16 protein-coding genes and 1 pseudogene are annotated in these 14,208 nt (G+C 63.0%); 8 read left to right on the plus strand and 9 right to left on the minus strand.

Annotated features, from left to right (window positions below):
* Positions 1–4 precede the first annotated feature (4 nt).
* Positions 5–1,144, minus strand: a complete 1,140-nt coding sequence (dgoD, locus tag H9L14_RS00660) for a galactonate dehydratase (protein ID WP_187708819.1) — start codon at positions 1,142–1,144, stop codon at positions 5–7.
* On the minus strand, positions 1,141–2,448 hold the full coding sequence (locus H9L14_RS00665) for a family 1 glycosylhydrolase (protein ID WP_187708820.1): 1,308 nt from the start codon (positions 2,446–2,448) through the stop codon (positions 1,141–1,143). The genes dgoD and H9L14_RS00665 overlap by 4 nt, the downstream gene beginning before the upstream one ends.
* Before the next feature lie 116 nt (positions 2,449–2,564).
* On the opposite strand from H9L14_RS00665, the gene H9L14_RS00670 reads away from it, so the two are divergent.
* From H9L14_RS00670 to H9L14_RS00690, 5 genes are all read left to right on the plus strand, one after another.
* The gene (locus tag H9L14_RS00670; RefSeq protein ID WP_187708821.1) at positions 2,565–3,452 is read left to right on the plus strand and encodes a 2-dehydro-3-deoxygalactonokinase; all 888 of its coding nucleotides are present in this window, start codon (positions 2,565–2,567) and stop codon (positions 3,450–3,452) included.
* Positions 3,449–4,078 (plus strand): 2-dehydro-3-deoxy-6-phosphogalactonate aldolase, encoded by a 630-nt coding sequence (locus tag H9L14_RS00675; RefSeq protein ID WP_187708822.1) that lies wholly within the window; start codon positions 3,449–3,451, stop codon positions 4,076–4,078. Before H9L14_RS00670 ends, H9L14_RS00675 begins: the two co-directional genes overlap by 4 nt.
* Positions 4,050–4,649 carry a Gfo/Idh/MocA family protein gene (locus tag H9L14_RS17240; protein WP_425506888.1) on the plus strand — a complete coding sequence of 200 codons (600 nt, stop codon included), beginning with the start codon at positions 4,050–4,052 and terminating at the stop codon, positions 4,647–4,649. Before H9L14_RS00675 ends, H9L14_RS17240 begins: the two co-directional genes overlap by 29 nt.
* Positions 4,568–4,903: a hypothetical protein gene (locus tag H9L14_RS00685; RefSeq protein ID WP_187710014.1), complete on the plus strand. Its 336-nt coding sequence runs from the start codon at positions 4,568–4,570 to the stop codon at positions 4,901–4,903. The genes H9L14_RS17240 and H9L14_RS00685 overlap by 82 nt, the downstream gene beginning before the upstream one ends.
* 197 nt (positions 4,904–5,100) lie before the next feature.
* Entirely contained in the window at positions 5,101–5,862 is a 762-nt protein-coding gene (locus H9L14_RS00690) for a Crp/Fnr family transcriptional regulator (RefSeq protein ID WP_187708824.1), read from the plus strand.
* Here the strand turns inward: H9L14_RS00690 and pyrC are convergent.
* A complete protein-coding gene (gene pyrC / locus H9L14_RS00695) occupies positions 5,859–6,887 on the minus strand; it encodes a dihydroorotase (protein WP_187709809.1) in 1,029 nt (342 codons plus the stop codon). The two genes, H9L14_RS00690 and pyrC, sit on opposite strands and share 4 nt — an antisense overlap.
* Positions 6,888–6,915: 28 nt before the next feature.
* On the opposite strand from pyrC, the gene ygfZ reads away from it, so the two are divergent.
* The gene (ygfZ, locus tag H9L14_RS00700; RefSeq protein WP_187708825.1) at positions 6,916–7,623 is read left to right on the plus strand and encodes a CAF17-like 4Fe-4S cluster assembly/insertion protein YgfZ; all 708 of its coding nucleotides are present in this window, start codon (positions 6,916–6,918) and stop codon (positions 7,621–7,623) included.
* On the opposite strand, the gene H9L14_RS00705 is transcribed toward ygfZ, so the two are convergent.
* The 5 genes and pseudogenes from H9L14_RS00705 to H9L14_RS00725 form a co-directional block, all read right to left on the minus strand.
* Positions 7,605–8,279, minus strand: a complete 675-nt coding sequence (locus H9L14_RS00705) for a cyclase family protein (protein WP_187708826.1) — start codon at positions 8,277–8,279, stop codon at positions 7,605–7,607. The two genes, ygfZ and H9L14_RS00705, sit on opposite strands and share 19 nt — an antisense overlap.
* Positions 8,243–8,506 carry a CBU_0592 family membrane protein gene (locus tag H9L14_RS00710; protein ID WP_187708827.1) on the minus strand — a complete coding sequence of 88 codons (264 nt, stop codon included), beginning with the start codon at positions 8,504–8,506 and terminating at the stop codon, positions 8,243–8,245. Before H9L14_RS00710 ends, H9L14_RS00705 begins: the two co-directional genes overlap by 37 nt.
* Entirely contained in the window at positions 8,503–8,850 is a 348-nt protein-coding gene (locus tag H9L14_RS00715; RefSeq protein ID WP_222949877.1) for a hypothetical protein, read from the minus strand. Before H9L14_RS00715 ends, H9L14_RS00710 begins: the two co-directional genes overlap by 4 nt.
* Positions 8,847–11,526: pseudogene (gene acnA / locus H9L14_RS00720) on the minus strand (aconitate hydratase AcnA). Before acnA ends, H9L14_RS00715 begins: the two are co-directional and overlap by 4 nt.
* 95 nt (positions 11,527–11,621) lie before the next feature.
* A complete protein-coding gene (locus tag H9L14_RS00725; protein ID WP_187708829.1) occupies positions 11,622–12,602 on the minus strand; it encodes a magnesium transporter CorA family protein in 981 nt (326 codons plus the stop codon).
* Between the two features lie 65 nt (positions 12,603–12,667).
* Here H9L14_RS00725 and H9L14_RS00730 point away from each other — a divergent pair, with 65 nt between their 5' ends.
* Positions 12,668–13,261: a DUF2585 family protein gene (locus tag H9L14_RS00730; protein ID WP_187708830.1), complete on the plus strand. Its 594-nt coding sequence runs from the start codon at positions 12,668–12,670 to the stop codon at positions 13,259–13,261.
* A 22-nt stretch (positions 13,262–13,283) separates the two neighbouring features.
* Complete coding sequence (locus tag H9L14_RS00735) at positions 13,284–13,808, plus strand: acyloxyacyl hydrolase (RefSeq protein ID WP_187708831.1); 525 nt, start codon at positions 13,284–13,286, stop codon at positions 13,806–13,808.
* On the opposite strand, the gene H9L14_RS00740 is transcribed toward H9L14_RS00735, so the two are convergent.
* Entirely contained in the window at positions 13,809–14,201 is a 393-nt protein-coding gene (locus H9L14_RS00740) for a hypothetical protein (RefSeq protein WP_187708832.1), read from the minus strand.
* Between the last annotated feature and the right edge of the window lie 7 nt (positions 14,202–14,208).

A 14,208-nucleotide genomic window follows, 5' to 3' on the forward strand; every position in this document is an offset into this window, starting at 1 on the left:
GAGTTCACCACTCCGCGAAGCTCCCGTCCGCCTGGCGCCAGATCGGGTTGCGCCACGAATGCGGGTCCTTGTGAGCCTCGCGCACGATGTCTTCGTCGATGTCTACGCCGAGACCCGGCCCGGCCGGAATCGGAAGGTATCCATCCTGCGGAGTCAGCTGCTCTTTCTGCTTGCAGTAGGTGAACAGGTCCGCGCCGACATTGTAATGGATGCCGAGGCTCATCTCCTGGATCGCGACGTTGGGCGCGCAGGCCGCAACCTGCAGGCAGGCCGCTAGCGCCAGCGGTCCAAGTGGGCAGTGCGGAGCGACGGCCACGTCATAGGCTTCGGCCATCGCCGCGATCTTCCGGCATTCGAGAATTCCGCCGGCGTGGCTCAGGTCAGGCTGGATGATGTCGACCGCACCTGCTTCGAAGAAGGGCTTGAAGTCCCAGCGCGAATAGAGCCGCTCGCCGAGCGCGATCGGCGTGCTGGTGAGATTGGCAATTTGCGCAAGCCCTTCCGGATTCTCGGACAGCAATGGCTCCTCGATGAAGAGCAGGCCGAGCGGCTCGAGAGCTTTCGCCAACTGCTTCGCCAACGGGCGATGGACACGTCCATGGAAGTCGAGCCCGACGTCCATTCCAGCCGCCTGCGCGGCCTCGACCCGCGCGATTACGTCGTCGAAAATCCTGGGCGTGCCGATCCAGCCTAGCTCCGCGGTCGCATTCATCTTGACCGCCGAGAAGCCCTGCTCGCTGCGGGCTCTTGCGGCTGCGCCGATCTCGTGCGGCCGATCCCCGCCGATCCACGCATAGGCTCGAACCTTGTCGCGGACGCGCCCACCCAGCATTTCCCACGCGGGAAGATTCAGCGCGCGACCCTTGAGATCCCACAGCGCCTGCTCGAACCCCGCGAGCGCGGACATCAGCACCGGCCCGCCGCGATAGAATCCGCCGCGATATCCGATCTGCCAGATGTCCTCGATCCGGAAGGGGTCGTGGCCGATGAAGCGGTCGCGAAGCGCAGCGAAGGCGCCGTCAACCGCTTCAGCCCAGCCCTCTAAGCTCGCCTCGCCCCAGCCTACGGCACCGTCGTCGGACTCCACCCGCACGAACAGCCAGCGCGGCGGGACATAGAAGGTCTCGATCTTCCCAATCTTCATGTCGTTTCCTGCGGCGAGTTGGTTTGGCCGATATCGATCTCTTCAGTCTGAAGGCGGCGACGCGCCTGTTCCTCCTGCTCCCGCGCGTGCGCCATGTCGTAATGGGATGGTGGGACGATCGGGACGACGAGGCAGAGGCTCGATGCCGGAAGCACCTCGCGCCAGTCGCGGATCAGACGTTTGTAGGCGCGGCCAACGTTCCGAATGTTTCGGTCGAGATCGTAGAGCCCGAGCGCATTCACGTTGCCGTTCTGCTCCCGAAGCGCCGTGTCCCAGTCGACCTGGTCGGTCAGCGAGTACCAGGTGAAGCCGACGGTCGGGATGCCCACGTTGCGCAGGCGGAGGACGTTCGCCCACTCCTTCCACAGCCAGTGGACTGCCTCGTCGCCGACCGGCCCTTCGACCAGATTGGTCTCGGTGTGCATGATCGGAAGCCGGTAGCGGTTGTAATATTGCCGCGTGATCTCGGTGTAGCCGAACACTTCGCCCGAAGCGGTCGTGTGGCCGTTCTCGAACACTCGGTGTTCGTTCGTCCGGTAATAGTCGTTGCCCAGGATGCAGTGCTGCTTCAGCCGGTTGTGAAGGAAGAAATGATACTCATCCTTCGTCATCCCGTTCTCCATCAGATACTCGTACATCTCGCTGTCGACGCGGCGGCCGTAGTTGAGGTCGAGACTGAGGAAGCGGCGGGAGTTCAGCACTTCCGCCTGATGGATCGCTGCCGGTGAATCGGCGTGGAAATATTCCGACGATTCCGACTGGATGAAGATGGCGTCGGCGCGGTGCTTCAGGATTTCGAGCATCGCGAGAACGTTGGCTCGTACGATGTGCTTCAGCGCGGTGACGAACCCCCGGTCCGTCTTCATCTGCTCGTTCCACCAGCCGTACTTGGCCGAGAAGATCGCGCAGATGAACATCTCGTTGACCGGCGTGTAGAGCTGCACCCACGGGAAGCGCTCGGCGAACGCCGCCGCATATTGCGCGAACAGATGCGGGAAATCCGGATTCTGGAAATTGCCGATCCAGTCGGGAACGCCGAAGTGGCAGAGGTCCACGATCGGGATGATGTCGCGCCGCTTCAGCTCCGCAAAAGTGATGTCGGCGAATTCCCAGTCATACTTGCCGGGCCCGAGGTAGGTTTTGTGAATCGGCGGGCCATAGCGGAGGTAGTTGATCCCGATGTCCTGGACGCAGTCGAAGTCCTCGCGCCAGCGCTGATAGTGCCCGCAGCTTTCCATCTCGTCGACGCGGGTCTTGCCGTTATTGATCGTGGGGATGCTGTTCTCGATCCCGGTCGCGAACATGAAGTTTGCGATGGTCCAGTCTCCTTAGGCGCCGCTATTCCGGACGGGTGCCCGCCAGTCCCGTCAAACGACAAGAAACCATGGAGCCTTGTCGCGTTCCCAATGTTCTTTGACGCATGCACTGGGCAGAAGGTTTCATTGCCGCCGATTGGGGGACGACGAACCGCCGTGCGTACCTGATCGATGGTGACGGCAAGTGCATCGACGAGTTCGAGGACGAGAAGGGCATCCTTTCGGTTCCCAAGGGCGGGTTCGAAGCTGCTGTCCAGGAAATTCGCGAACGTCTCGGCGACCGGCCGCTGTTGCTCGCCGGCATGGTCGGATCGAACCGCGGCTGGATCGAGGCGCCCTACGTGCCCTGTCCCGCCGGGATCGAGGATCTCGCCAAGGCGCTGGTGTGGGCTGAGGCTGAGCAAACGGCGATCGTGCCCGGCGTCTCCTTCATCGATGCCGACGAAGCGGACGTCATGCGTGGTGAGGAAGTCCAGCTTTTGGGCGCCTATGCGGCCGGGCTCGTCTCCGCGAATGCTTTGGTCTGCCATCCCGGCACGCACAATAAATGGGCGCGGCTGGAAAGCGGGGGAATCGCGCGGTTCACGACTGTAATGACCGGCGAGCTCTTCAACCTCCTGCGTGAGCACAGCATCCTTGCCGACTTGCTGTCAGGGAGCGCCGAGCCCGGCGAGGCGTTTGCATCCGGGGTCCGCCGAGGCCTTGATGACGAATGCCTGACCGCCGAACTGTTCAAGGTCCGAGCCAGGGTCCTGCTTGGGCAAGCCGATGCGAAGGATGCGCCATCCTATGGAAGCGGCCTGTTGATCGGAGCGGACGTCCGCGCTGGCCTCCGTCAGCGTGGTGAGGCCGAGATCGTCGTAATGGGCCGACCGGAGCTGACCCGACTCTATTCGGAAGCGCTTCGGATCGCCGGCAAACGGTGCCACGAGGTGGACGGGGAGCAAGCGTTCCTTGCCGGTGCGAAACGGATCGTGGAGTTGATCGGATGAACGCAGCCAAAGACTTTCGGACCTATCTTGCGGAGTGCCCGCTCGTCGCGATCATCCGCGGCGTGACCCTCGCCGACGCGGAAGCAATAGCCGGCGCGATCTACGACGCCGGCATGCGGATCATCGAGGTTCCGCTCAACTCGCCGGAGCCGTTCGAAAGTATCCGGATCATCGCCGAAAGGTTCGGCGATCGAGTGCTGGTCGGCGCCGGAACCGTCCTCGATCCGGCAGACGTATCTCGGGTCGCGCAAGCAGGAGGCCGTCTGGTCGTTTCGCCCAACACGAATACGGCGGTGATCGGGGCCACCGTCGCCGCCGGGCTCGTCTCGTCGCCCGGCTATTTCACCCCGTCGGAAGCCTTTGAAGCGATCCGCGCGGGTGCGCACGCGATCAAACTGTTTCCGGCCGAAGCGGCATCTCCGACGGTCGTGAAATCACAGAGGGCCGTGCTTCCTAAGAACGTTCCGCTGATCGTAGTGGGAGGTGTGACGCCCGAATCCATTCCCGGCTGGATGGCTGAGGGTGCCGACGGCTTTGGGCTTGGTGGCGGGCTCTACAAATCGGGCCAGGACCCGCAAACGACGCTCGAGAAGGCGCGTGCCTTTGTGGCGGCGGTCAAGCGCTGATGCAGCCGATCCGAATTGCCATCATCGGCTTCGGCAAGATCGCCGCGGACCAGCATGTCCCTCGATCGCCGGGAATCCACGGTTTGAGCTGGCCGCATCGTCGAGCCGTTCCGGGCAAGGCGTCCATCCCGTCTTTACGGACTGGCGCGAACTGTTGAAGCAAGTCGAAGGACTGGAAGCGGTCGCGATCACCACGCCACCCTCCCCGCGTTACGAGATTGTCCGCGAGTGCATTGCACGCGGCCTCCACGTACTGATGGAAAAGCCGCCAACGGTGACTCTCAGCGAGACCGACGAGCTGGCCCGCCTCGCGGAAGCGAAAGGTGTAACGCTTTTTGCGACCTGGCATGCGCGGCACAACCCGGCGGTCGCGACTGCAGCGCGGTTGCTCGCGGGAAAGCGCATTTCTGAAATGCGGATTCTCTGGCACGAGGACGTTCACAAATGGCACCCGGGTCAGCAATGGATCTGGGAACCGGGGGCTTCGGCGTGTTCGATCCCGGCATCAACGCCTTCTCGATCGCGACGGCGATTTTCCCCGGCTCGCTGTTTGTTCGGTCAGCCGAGTTAAGCTTCCCCGAGAACGCGCAAACCCCCATCGCTGCGGAGATCGAATTCGCGGGCGACGTCGCCGACGGGCCGCTCCACTGCAGTCTCGATTGGCGCCGCACCGAGGGAGAAGAATGGACGATTTCGGCACGGACGGCCGATGGCGCGGAGGTCCAGCTGACCGAAGGGGCTCACGGCTGTTTGTTGGCGGCGTGGAACAAAATGTCGGCAAAAGCGGTGAATACTCGGACATCTATCGTGAATTCGTCGATTTGATCGACGAACGTCGCAGTTCCGTGGATGTGCGTCCTCTGCGTTTGGTGGCCGATTGCCTCCTGGCATCGCGCCGGAGGATCGTCGAACCGGTTAGCCTATGAGATGATTGGCGTGGTTAATCCTTGTTAAATGCCGTACCGCAAGCGTAATGACTTGCGAGGCGGCGCTGTCAGCGCACGCTGAGGGTTTTGTTGCGTATGTCAGACACCACTATCAACGAGCTGGACAGGCTCGATGGGGCATTTGCGGGCAATCTCTTGCTCGCGACCTTTTCCGCTGAAGTTCGCGGATTGCTCGAGCCGCATGGCGACGTCGTCAGCCTCGCTGTCGGCGATCACGTGCAGGTCCGGGGCCAGGACGTGGAGTGGAGCTACTTTCCATTCGGGACGACGATGATCTCGCTGGTCGTCGAGATGGACGACGGACGGACCGTGCAAGTCGCCTCGATCGGACGCGAAGGCGCAGTTGGGGGCATCGTCAGCTGCGGAAGCGCGCCCGCGTTCGCGCAGGCGCAAGTCATGGTCGGCGGGCCCGCGATGCGGGTTCCGATGGAAGCGCTCGAAGAAGCGAAGAGCCGATCCGGCTTCGTCGCCAATCTCTTCTGCAGATTCTCGGACTATCTCCTTGCAGAGGTCATGCAGTCGGCCGCGTGCAACAGCTTTCATTCGATCCAGCAGCGAGCTGCACGATGGCTGCTCACGGCACAGGACCGCGCAGGCGACCGGATCGAACTGACACAGGAGGCCCTGGCCGAGTTGCTTGGAGTGCAGCGCACGACGGTGAATGCGGTGGTCGGCGCGCTCCAGGACCTGGGTCTGATTTCGGCCCGGCGCGGCCGGGTAATCGTCGTCGACCGGGCCGGTCTGAAACGTCACGCCTGCGAGTGCTATTCGATCGTCGGCGAACATTTCGGATCGGTGATCGGCCCAAGCGGGTCGGGCGGAAGCGAGGGCTGCTAGCCGGCGAACGTCCAGTTCAGCCGCTGTCCGGCGTGGAACGGGACGAGTTCGATATCGCCGATGCCCAGCCGTTCGGGCACGTATTCCTCGTCCCGCTCCAGCGTGACCGTTCCCTCGTTAAGCGGCAGGGCGTAGAAATTCGCGCCATGCTCGGAGGCAAAGCCTTCGAATTTGTCGAGTGCGCCTTCCTCTTCGAAGACCGTAGCATAGCTTTCGAGAGCGTAGGGCGCGTTGAAAATCCCCGCGCAACCACACGCAGATTCCTTGGCATGGCGGGCATGCGGTGCGGTGTCGGTCCCGAGGAAGAATTTGGGCAAGCCTGAAACGGCAGCGGCGCGCACCGCCAACCTGTGCTTCTCCCGCTTTGCGACCGGCAGGCAGTAAGCGTGCGGCCGCAAGCCACCGGCGAACAGAGCGTTTCGGTTGAGGTGGAGGTGCTGCGGCGTAATCGTTGCCGCGATATTCGGGCCGGCGTCCCGCACGAAGTCCGCCGCTTCGGCGGTCGTGATGTGCTCGAGCACGATCTTCAGATCGGGAAAGTCGCGAGTGAGGCCGATGAGCACGCGGTCGATGAACACGGCTTCCCGATCGAAGACGTCCACGTCCGGGTCGGTCACTTCGCCATGGACGCACAGCACCATTCCGATCCGCTGCATCCTTTCCAAGGTCGGATGGAGATTGTGGACGTCCGTGACCCCAAATGCAGAGTTGGTCGTGGCATTAGCGGGGTAAAGCTTGGCCGCGATCCAGACATCGTCGTTGAAGCCGCTTTCGACGACGTCCGGATTTGACTCGTCGGTCAGGTAATAAGTCATCAACGGCCTGAACTCTCGTCCTGCCGCCTCCCAGATCCGCTCGCGATAATCGGCGGCCGCCGGAATAGTCGTAATCGGCGGGACGAGATTCGGCATGACGACGGCGCGCGCGAACTGCCGCGCTGTGAAGGGCGCGACCACTCGCAACATTTCGCCGTCACGCAAATGCACGTGCCAATCGTCGGGGCGGCGGATCGTCAGGCTTTGCATCGTCACGGCGGCTCCCTAACTGAAGGTCATGGCCGCTACCACCCTGACCGATCGCGCAATCGTCCGCCTGTCCGGAGAAGATGTGGGCAGCTTCGTGCAAGGATTGGTCACAAGCGACATCACCCAGTTGCCGGTTTGGGCGGCACTGCTGACCCCGCAAGGCAAATGCCTGTTCGATTTCATGATCTGGGCGGACGGCGAGGACCTGCTTTTCGATTGCGAGGCAGATTCGGCGGACGACTTGATCAAGCGGCTGTCGATGTATCGCCTGCGTCGTCCGATCCGGATCGAGCGAGACGAAACGGTGGCAGTGCATTGGTCGCTTAACGGCGCTGAAACCGCCGATCCGCGACTTGCGGAACTTGGCCATAGGTGGCTCGCCCCCGCTTCCGAAGCGGCCAGCGGCTGGCTCGAACATCGGCTCAACCTCGGTGTCTGCGAAGGCCGCGCGGAGCTTGGCGACCTGCTCTGGCTCGAATGCAATGCGGCGGAGCTCAACGGCGTCAGCTTTACGAAAGGTTGCTTTGTCGGCCAGGAAAACACCGCCCGGATGAACTGGCGGCAGAAGATCAATCGCCGGCTCGTCGTCGTGCCTGCAACGGAAGCAGGGCCTCGTACTCGCGTGCTTTACGAGCACCTCGGGTTGGCGGTTGAGCATCGGCGCTTGGACGACTTCGCCGGCGCAATCATCCCGCAGTGGCTCGCGACCGCGCTGGCTCAGCCAAGCACGGCGTAAGCCCGCACCGGGAAGGTCCCCATCCCCTTCACCTTCGGCGGTGTCGCCGAAAATCGGAAGCCTTTATCGGGCAGGCTCCCGAGGCCCGTCATATGCTCGCAAATCGGAATGCCGGCGCGAAGCAATGCGGTGTGCACGGGGCGCGTACGCACCCGCGTATCGTCTATGTTGTGGCTGTCGATCCCAACCAGAGCAGCGCCCTCAGCGACCAGCCGTTCGGCAGCCGCCGGGGTCAGGAAAGAATGATCGTGATAATAGGCGTCCTGCCCCCAATGCCGGTCCCAGCCAGTCGCAACGAGCACCGCGCATCCTCGCAAATGAAGCCCGTCGAACGCTCCGGCGTCGACCGCCAGTCCGGACTCAAACGGATGCCGAACGACAATTGCAGGAAGGTGTGCGAAGGATTCGACGCCGACCTCGCTCAAGTCCTTGCCGTCGGCAAAACGATGGGACGGAACGTCGACATAGGTGCCGGTATTGGCGACCATGTCGATCCGGCCGATCTGGAAGGTCGAGCCGTCGTCGTAATTGGCCGCCGACTGCTCGCGCGAGATGAAGTCGCAGACGTGGGGGCCGGGCAGGCCCTTGTAGGTCACCATACCCTCGGTGATGACGTGGCTTAGGTCGACGAGCCGCGGCGCTGAGTGATCTTCCATAGAGCCACCAATCCTATTCCCATCCAGACGATGTTGAGCGCGGTCGAAGGAAGCGCTCCGTGCCACCATCCGTTGATGGTGAAGCCGGCGGCGCCGACGACGTTCATGCCTTGGTAGACGACCGACTGGCCGGTCAGCTTCCCGGCGGAAAGCAAGAGATAGGCCAGCAGGATAAGCAGCGCGCCGGCCCAGCCGACGACTTCGACGGCAATCTCGACGGCCGTCATGCCGCTCGCCCCGATCTGCGGAGCAGACTTCCAAGGGCGGCAATCAGCATTCCGGGAAGAGCCAAGACCAGCAGCATCACGACGCCCGGAATCCAGAGGCTGCCGATGCCCCTGGTGACGGCCATGACCGGAAACTGCGCCAGCATGAGGATCAGGGGCCAGCGCCAGGTCCGCTCTGGAAATGCGTAGCCAAGTAGCCCGCTAAGCGCACAGGCGACGGGTAAGTAGATCGCCCAATATTCGCCTGTGTCCCACGGCTCGCGGCCGCCGGATGAAAGGGTCGCAGCAGACCACAGCAACGTGCCGCCGGCGAAGGACACAAGCCAGCCGGCAGCGTCCCTCACGCCGCCGCGAGCCTCCGAAGCACGTAGTGCAGGATGCCGCCCGACTTGAAATATTCGAGTTCGTTGTAGGTATCGATGCGGCAGCGAGCGGTGAAGCTGAACTCGCGCCCGTCGTCCTTCACCACCTGCACGGTGACATCCTGCCTCGGCTTCAACTCGCCGATGCCGGTGATCGTGTACTTCTCGTTTCCGTCGAGCCCGAGCTTCTCCGCATTCTCTCCAGTCTGGAACTGCAGCGGAAGCACGCCCATGCCGACAAGGTTCGAGCGATGGATGCGCTCGAAGCTTTCGGCGATCACCGCTCGGACGCCGAGCAGCACAGTGCCCTTGGCCGCCCAGTCGCGCGAGCTGCCTGTGCCATATTCCTTGCCCGCGATGACGACGAGCGGACGATTATCCTGCTTGTAGAGCATGGCCGCGTCGTAGATCGCCATCGTCTCGCCGGTCGGCGCGTAGCGGGTGAAGCCGCCCTCGACATTGTCGAGCATGCGGTTGCGGATGCGGATGTTGGCAAACGTGCCCCGCATCATCACTTCGTGATTGCCGCGCCGCGATCCGTAGCTGTTGAACTCGCCGCGGCTGACCTGTCGCTCCAGCAGATAGCGGCCGGCGGGACTGTCCGGCTTGATCGCGCCCGCAGGCGAAATGTGGTCGGTGGTGATCGAATCCCCGAACACGGCTAGCGGACGGGCCGCCTCGATGTCGCCCGGCGGAACCGGCTCCATCGTCATGCCGGTGAAGTAAGGCGGGTTCTGGATGTAGGTCGATGCGGCCGGCCATCCGTAGGTGTCGCCGCCCGAGACCGGGATCGCCCGCCAGCGCTCATCGCCGCGATAGACGTCCGCGTAGCGTGTCCGGAACATGTCCGAATGGACGTGCGCGTCGATCAGCGCGCGGATTTCCTCGTTCGACGGCCAGATATCCTTGAGGAATACCGGCTCGCCATTCGTCGCAGTGCCGATCGGCTCGTGAATCAGGTCGGCCCGAACGGAACCCTTCAGAGCATAAGCGACCACCAACGGGGCGATGCGAGATAGTTGGCGCGGCAATCCGGCGAGACCCGGCCTTCGAAATTGCGGTTGCCCGACAGCACGCTGACCGCGACCAAGTCATTGTCGCTGATCGCCTTTGAAATTGGCTCGGCGAGAGGACCGGAATTGCCGATGCAGGTCGTGCAGCCGTAGCCGACGAGGTCGAAGCCCAAGGCGTCCAGATCCTCACCAAGCCCGCTGGCGTTCAGATAATCGGTGACCACCTGGCTGCCGGGGCGAGGCTAGTCTTGACCCACGGCTTGGGAAGCAGGCCCTTGGCGCGAGCCTTCCTCGCGACCAGCCCGGCGGCGACGAGCACGGACGGGTTGGACGTGTTGGTGCAGCTGGTGATCGCGGCGATCACGACGTCGCCATTGCCAAGGTCGAACTGCTCGCCTTCGACCGCGACGCGAGGGTCTTTGTGCTTCTTGTAGGTGTGCTCAAGCTCGGCGTTGAACTGGTCGTCGACGTCGCCCAGCACGACGCGGTCCTGAGGGCGCTTCGGTCCGGCGAGCGACGGCTCGATTGTGCTCATGTCGAGCTCGAGCGTGTCGGTGAATACCGGCTCCGGGTTTGAGATGTCGTGCCAGAAGCCGTTGGCCTGGCAATAGGCGCGGACCAGCTCGATCGTCTCGTCGGAGCGGCCGGTGAGCTTCAGATATTCGATCGTTCGATCGTCGATCGGGAAGAAGCCGCAGGTCGCGCCATATTCCGGCGCCATATTGGCGATGGTCGCGCGGTCGGCGACGCTCATCGTCGCGAGGCCCGGACCGTAGAATTCGACGAAGCGTCCGACGACGCCCTTGGCCCGAAGCAGCTGGGTGACGGTCAGCACGAGGTCGGTGGCGGTGATGCCTTCCTTGAGCTGACCCGACAGCCGGAAGCCGACGACCTCCGGAATGAGCATCGACACCGGCTGGCCGAGCATCGCCGCCTCGGCTTCGATGCCGCCGACGCCCCAGCCGAGAACGCCGAGGCCATTGACCATCGTCGTATGGCTGTCGGTTCCGACGAGCGTATCCGGGAACGCGACCGTCTCGCCGTTCTGGTCCTCACCGCTCCAGACACCCTGCGCGATGTGCTCTAGGTTCACCTGGTGGCAGATGCCGGTTCCGGGAGGCACGACCTTGAAATTGTCGAACGCGCCGCTGCCCCACTTTAGAAACTCGTAGCGCTCTCCGTTGCGGGCATATTCCAGCTCGACATTTCGTTCGAAGGCCTTGGGCGTGCCGAACTCGTCGACCATCACGCTGTGATCGATGACGAGGTGAACGGGTACCAGCGGATTGATCTTTTGCGGGTCGCCCCCGAGCTGCTTCATCGCGTCGCGCATGGCGGCAAGGTCGACGACCGCCGGTACGCCGGTGAAATCCTGCATCAGCACGCGCGCGGGCCGGTACTGGATCTCGCGGGAGATGCTCCGTTCCTTCTGCCAGTCGACCATTGCCTGCAGGTCGTCGCGAGTGACGGTCGTGCCGTCCTCGAAGCGGAGCAGATTCTCCAACAGCACTTTCATCGAGAAGGGCAGGCGGCTGATGTCGCCAAGCTGTTCCGCCGCCTTTGGCAGCGAATAATAAGCGTAGGTTCGGCTTCCGACGGTCAGGTTCGAGCGAGTGTTGAGGCTGTCCTGGCCGGTCGGAATCATCGATGAGGTCCTGTGAGTGCTTGAGTTCTGGGAGCGCCCGCTAGATGGGCAGCGCACCGGCCCTTAGCAATCACCTAGGCAGGCCGCAAACCACCTCAGATCCAGCCGCGCCGCTTCAGATACCAGATCGGCGCGACGGCGCTGATGAGGATGAGCGTAAGCGCCATGGGATAGCCGAATACCCACTGAAGCTCCGGCATGTGCTTGAAATTCATGCCGTAGATGCCGGCGATCAGGGTCGGCGGGAGAAACACGAGCGCCGCCCACGAAAACAGCTTCATCGCGGCGTTCTGCTCGATGCTGATCAAGCCGAGCGATGCGTCGAGCAGGAAGATGAGGTTGTCGCCGAGAAAGCTACTGTGTTCGATCAGGGAATGAACGTCGGTCGATAGGCTGCCGACGCGATCCTTGATGATAGCGGCCCCCTCGCTCTTCATGTGCGTAGACGCCGAAAGGAAGCTGAGCAGCCGGCCGGTGCTCACCGCAGTCTCCCGGACCTTCGCGAGCAATGTTTGCGCACGGCCTATGCGGGTCAGCAGCGCGGTCAGCCGGTCGGCCGGGATTCTGCGCGCATTCGTCTGCTTGGCAAAGATATGCGTCGAGATCTTCTCGATCTCCAAACCCGCCGATTCCAGCTCATCGGCGAGCCGGTCAACGATCGCGTCGAGGATTCCGTACAGTGCAGTCAGGGAGTCCTGAACCAGCGAGTGCTCGCGCCGCGCATGCTGCTGGAAAGCGCGCACCGGCTTCGGGGTGACATAGCGAACCGTCACGAGGCGATCCTTGGTGAGAACGAAGCCGACGGGATCGCTTTTCGGTCCGCCTTCCTCGACGCCGTAAAGGGCGCTCAAGGTCATGTAGAGCGCGCCATTCTGCTCGTAGAGACGGCTCGACGGCTCGATCTCGCGCATGTCCTCGCGGGTCGGCACCTGGACGCGAACGCACTCTTCGACGAGCTTGTCTTCCTCGCGGGTCGGTTCCTCGAGGTCGATCCAGGTCGCGTCGTCGGGAATCCGTTGGCCCTTGCCCGGATCGATGATGCTTCCGTCACAATTTGGTCCGTAGGCGCGCAACATCGTGCGTCGTGTCCACCCAACAGACCGGCTTTGCAAGCCGCTTCGCTCTGCTAAGCCTAGCAGGAATGACTCGCTCGAAGCGCGCGGCCGTCGCCGCCATTGTCCTCCTCGCTGCGACCGCCATGCTGCTGTACCTGATGGGACGGCCGCCAATCTGCACTTGCGGGGCGATCGATCTGTGGGTCGGCGAGCCGAACAGCTCGCGAACCAGCCAGATGCTGTCGGACTGGTACAGCCCGAGCCACATCGTTCACGGCTTTCTGTTCTTTGCCGGCCTGTGGCTGGTTGGGCGGCGCTGGCCGTTGGAAAGGCGATTCCTCATCGCGCTAGCCATCGAGGCGGCGTGGGAGATCGTCGAGAACACGCCCTTGATCATCAATCGCTACCGCGAAGAAACCGCGGCGCTCGGCTACACCGGCGACAGTGTGCTCAATTCCATTTCCGATATCGCGATGATGATCGGCGGCTTCCTGGTGGCGCGCAGGCTTCCGGTCTGGGCCTCCGTCGCCATCGTGCTGGTCCTCGAGCTCGTCCCATTGTTCGTCATCCGCGACAATCTGACTCTCAACGTCTGGATGTTGCTCGCGCCGAACGAAGCGCTCAAGGCGTGGCAGTCGGGCGGCTCCGCTTCGGCACTAATTGCGCACTTCATGCATTGAACCCGCCAAGGAACACACCAACGTGAAATCAATTGCCCTCGCCGCGACTGCTCTTCTTGCAACTGCCTTCGCAGCGGCCCCCGCACAGGCCGACGAGATCGTAGGCGGCGTCTATGTCCACGACGTCGACACCATCCTGACGATCGCCGGCGTCGAGAAGGGCGCGGACGTGCAGATCGGATGGCGGGGAGACCGGATCGGCAAGACCCCGCTGCAGCCCTATGCCTTCGTTGCCATCAACACTGCCGGGGAGACGAACTACGGAGCGATCGGGCTCTCAGCGAAGTTCGGCAAGCGATTCTTCATTCGCCCTGGTCTCGGCATCGCGGTCCACACGGGCTCGGCGAAAAATTACCAAATCGAGGGCAATGGCGAGCTGGAATTCGGCAGCCGCATCTTGTTCGAACCGGAACTGGGCATTGGCACGCGCATCAACGATCGAATGACGATCGAGGCGAGCTGGGTCCACATGAGCCACGGCACTCTGTTTGGAAAGCAGAACCCGGGCATCGATAACATCGGCGGCCGGCTGAGTTTCAAACTCTAGCTAAAGGCACCGATTGATCTGGGGCGCCGTGCCCTGGGTCAGCTTGAACGGCCCCAGCTCGGTCCCGTCTTCCAGCTTCACGCTAAGCGTTAGGTCCTGCTTGATCGCAAGCCCGGTGTAGGTCGCGCGTTGCGACGTGAAGATCTGCCCGGTGCGGATCGGCCCCGACGCTCCGGTCCGATGTGTCCCGGTCACGGTGAAGGGGACCTCGGCGGACGGGATGGCCTGGTCGATCGTCCCCGACGCGCAGTCGTACTCGACTGTCCCGAGGCCGCCCTCCAGCACGAGGCCGATGCCCGGTCCGCCCCAGGAGCCGCTCAATGTCGTCGGTCCCTGGCCGAGCGTTGAGCAGCCCGCCAGCGCAAATAGGGAAACTGCAAAAAGCGCTTTCATCCACCCC

The organism is Sphingomonas sediminicola, from assembly GCF_014489515.1.
Taxonomy (GTDB): Bacteria; Pseudomonadota; Alphaproteobacteria; order Sphingomonadales; family Sphingomonadaceae; genus Sphingomicrobium; species Sphingomicrobium sediminicola.

What these genes read in the sequence shown, in the direction of transcription:
- H9L14_RS00675 (WP_187708822.1), top strand. Translation starts at nt 3,449, where the DNA reads ATGAACGCAGCCAAAGACTTTCGGACCTATCTTGCGGAGTGCCCGCTC.
- H9L14_RS00730 (WP_187708830.1), top strand. Translation starts at nt 12,668, where the DNA reads ATGACTCGCTCGAAGCGCGCGGCCGTCGCCGCCATTGTCCTCCTCGCT.
- H9L14_RS00665 (WP_187708820.1), bottom strand. Translation starts at nt 2,448, where the DNA reads ATGTTCGCGACCGGGATCGAGAACAGCATCCCCACGATCAATAACGGC.
- H9L14_RS00725 (WP_187708829.1), bottom strand. Translation starts at nt 12,602, where the DNA reads ATGTTGCGCGCCTACGGACCAAATTGTGACGGAAGCATCATCGATCCG.
- pyrC (WP_187709809.1), bottom strand. Translation starts at nt 6,887, where the DNA reads ATGCAAAGCCTGACGATCCGCCGCCCCGACGATTGGCACGTGCATTTG.
- H9L14_RS00670 (WP_187708821.1), top strand. Translation starts at nt 2,565, where the DNA reads ATGCACTGGGCAGAAGGTTTCATTGCCGCCGATTGGGGGACGACGAAC.
- dgoD (WP_187708819.1), bottom strand. Translation starts at nt 1,144, where the DNA reads ATGAAGATTGGGAAGATCGAGACCTTCTATGTCCCGCCGCGCTGGCTG.
- H9L14_RS00705 (WP_187708826.1), bottom strand. Translation starts at nt 8,279, where the DNA reads ATGGAAGATCACTCAGCGCCGCGGCTCGTCGACCTAAGCCACGTCATC.
- H9L14_RS00690 (WP_187708824.1), top strand. Translation starts at nt 5,101, where the DNA reads ATGTCAGACACCACTATCAACGAGCTGGACAGGCTCGATGGGGCATTT.
- H9L14_RS00710 (WP_187708827.1), bottom strand. Translation starts at nt 8,506, where the DNA reads ATGACGGCCGTCGAGATTGCCGTCGAAGTCGTCGGCTGGGCCGGCGCG.
- H9L14_RS00740 (WP_187708832.1), bottom strand. Translation starts at nt 14,201, where the DNA reads ATGAAAGCGCTTTTTGCAGTTTCCCTATTTGCGCTGGCGGGCTGCTCA.
- ygfZ (WP_187708825.1), top strand. Translation starts at nt 6,916, where the DNA reads ATGGCCGCTACCACCCTGACCGATCGCGCAATCGTCCGCCTGTCCGGA.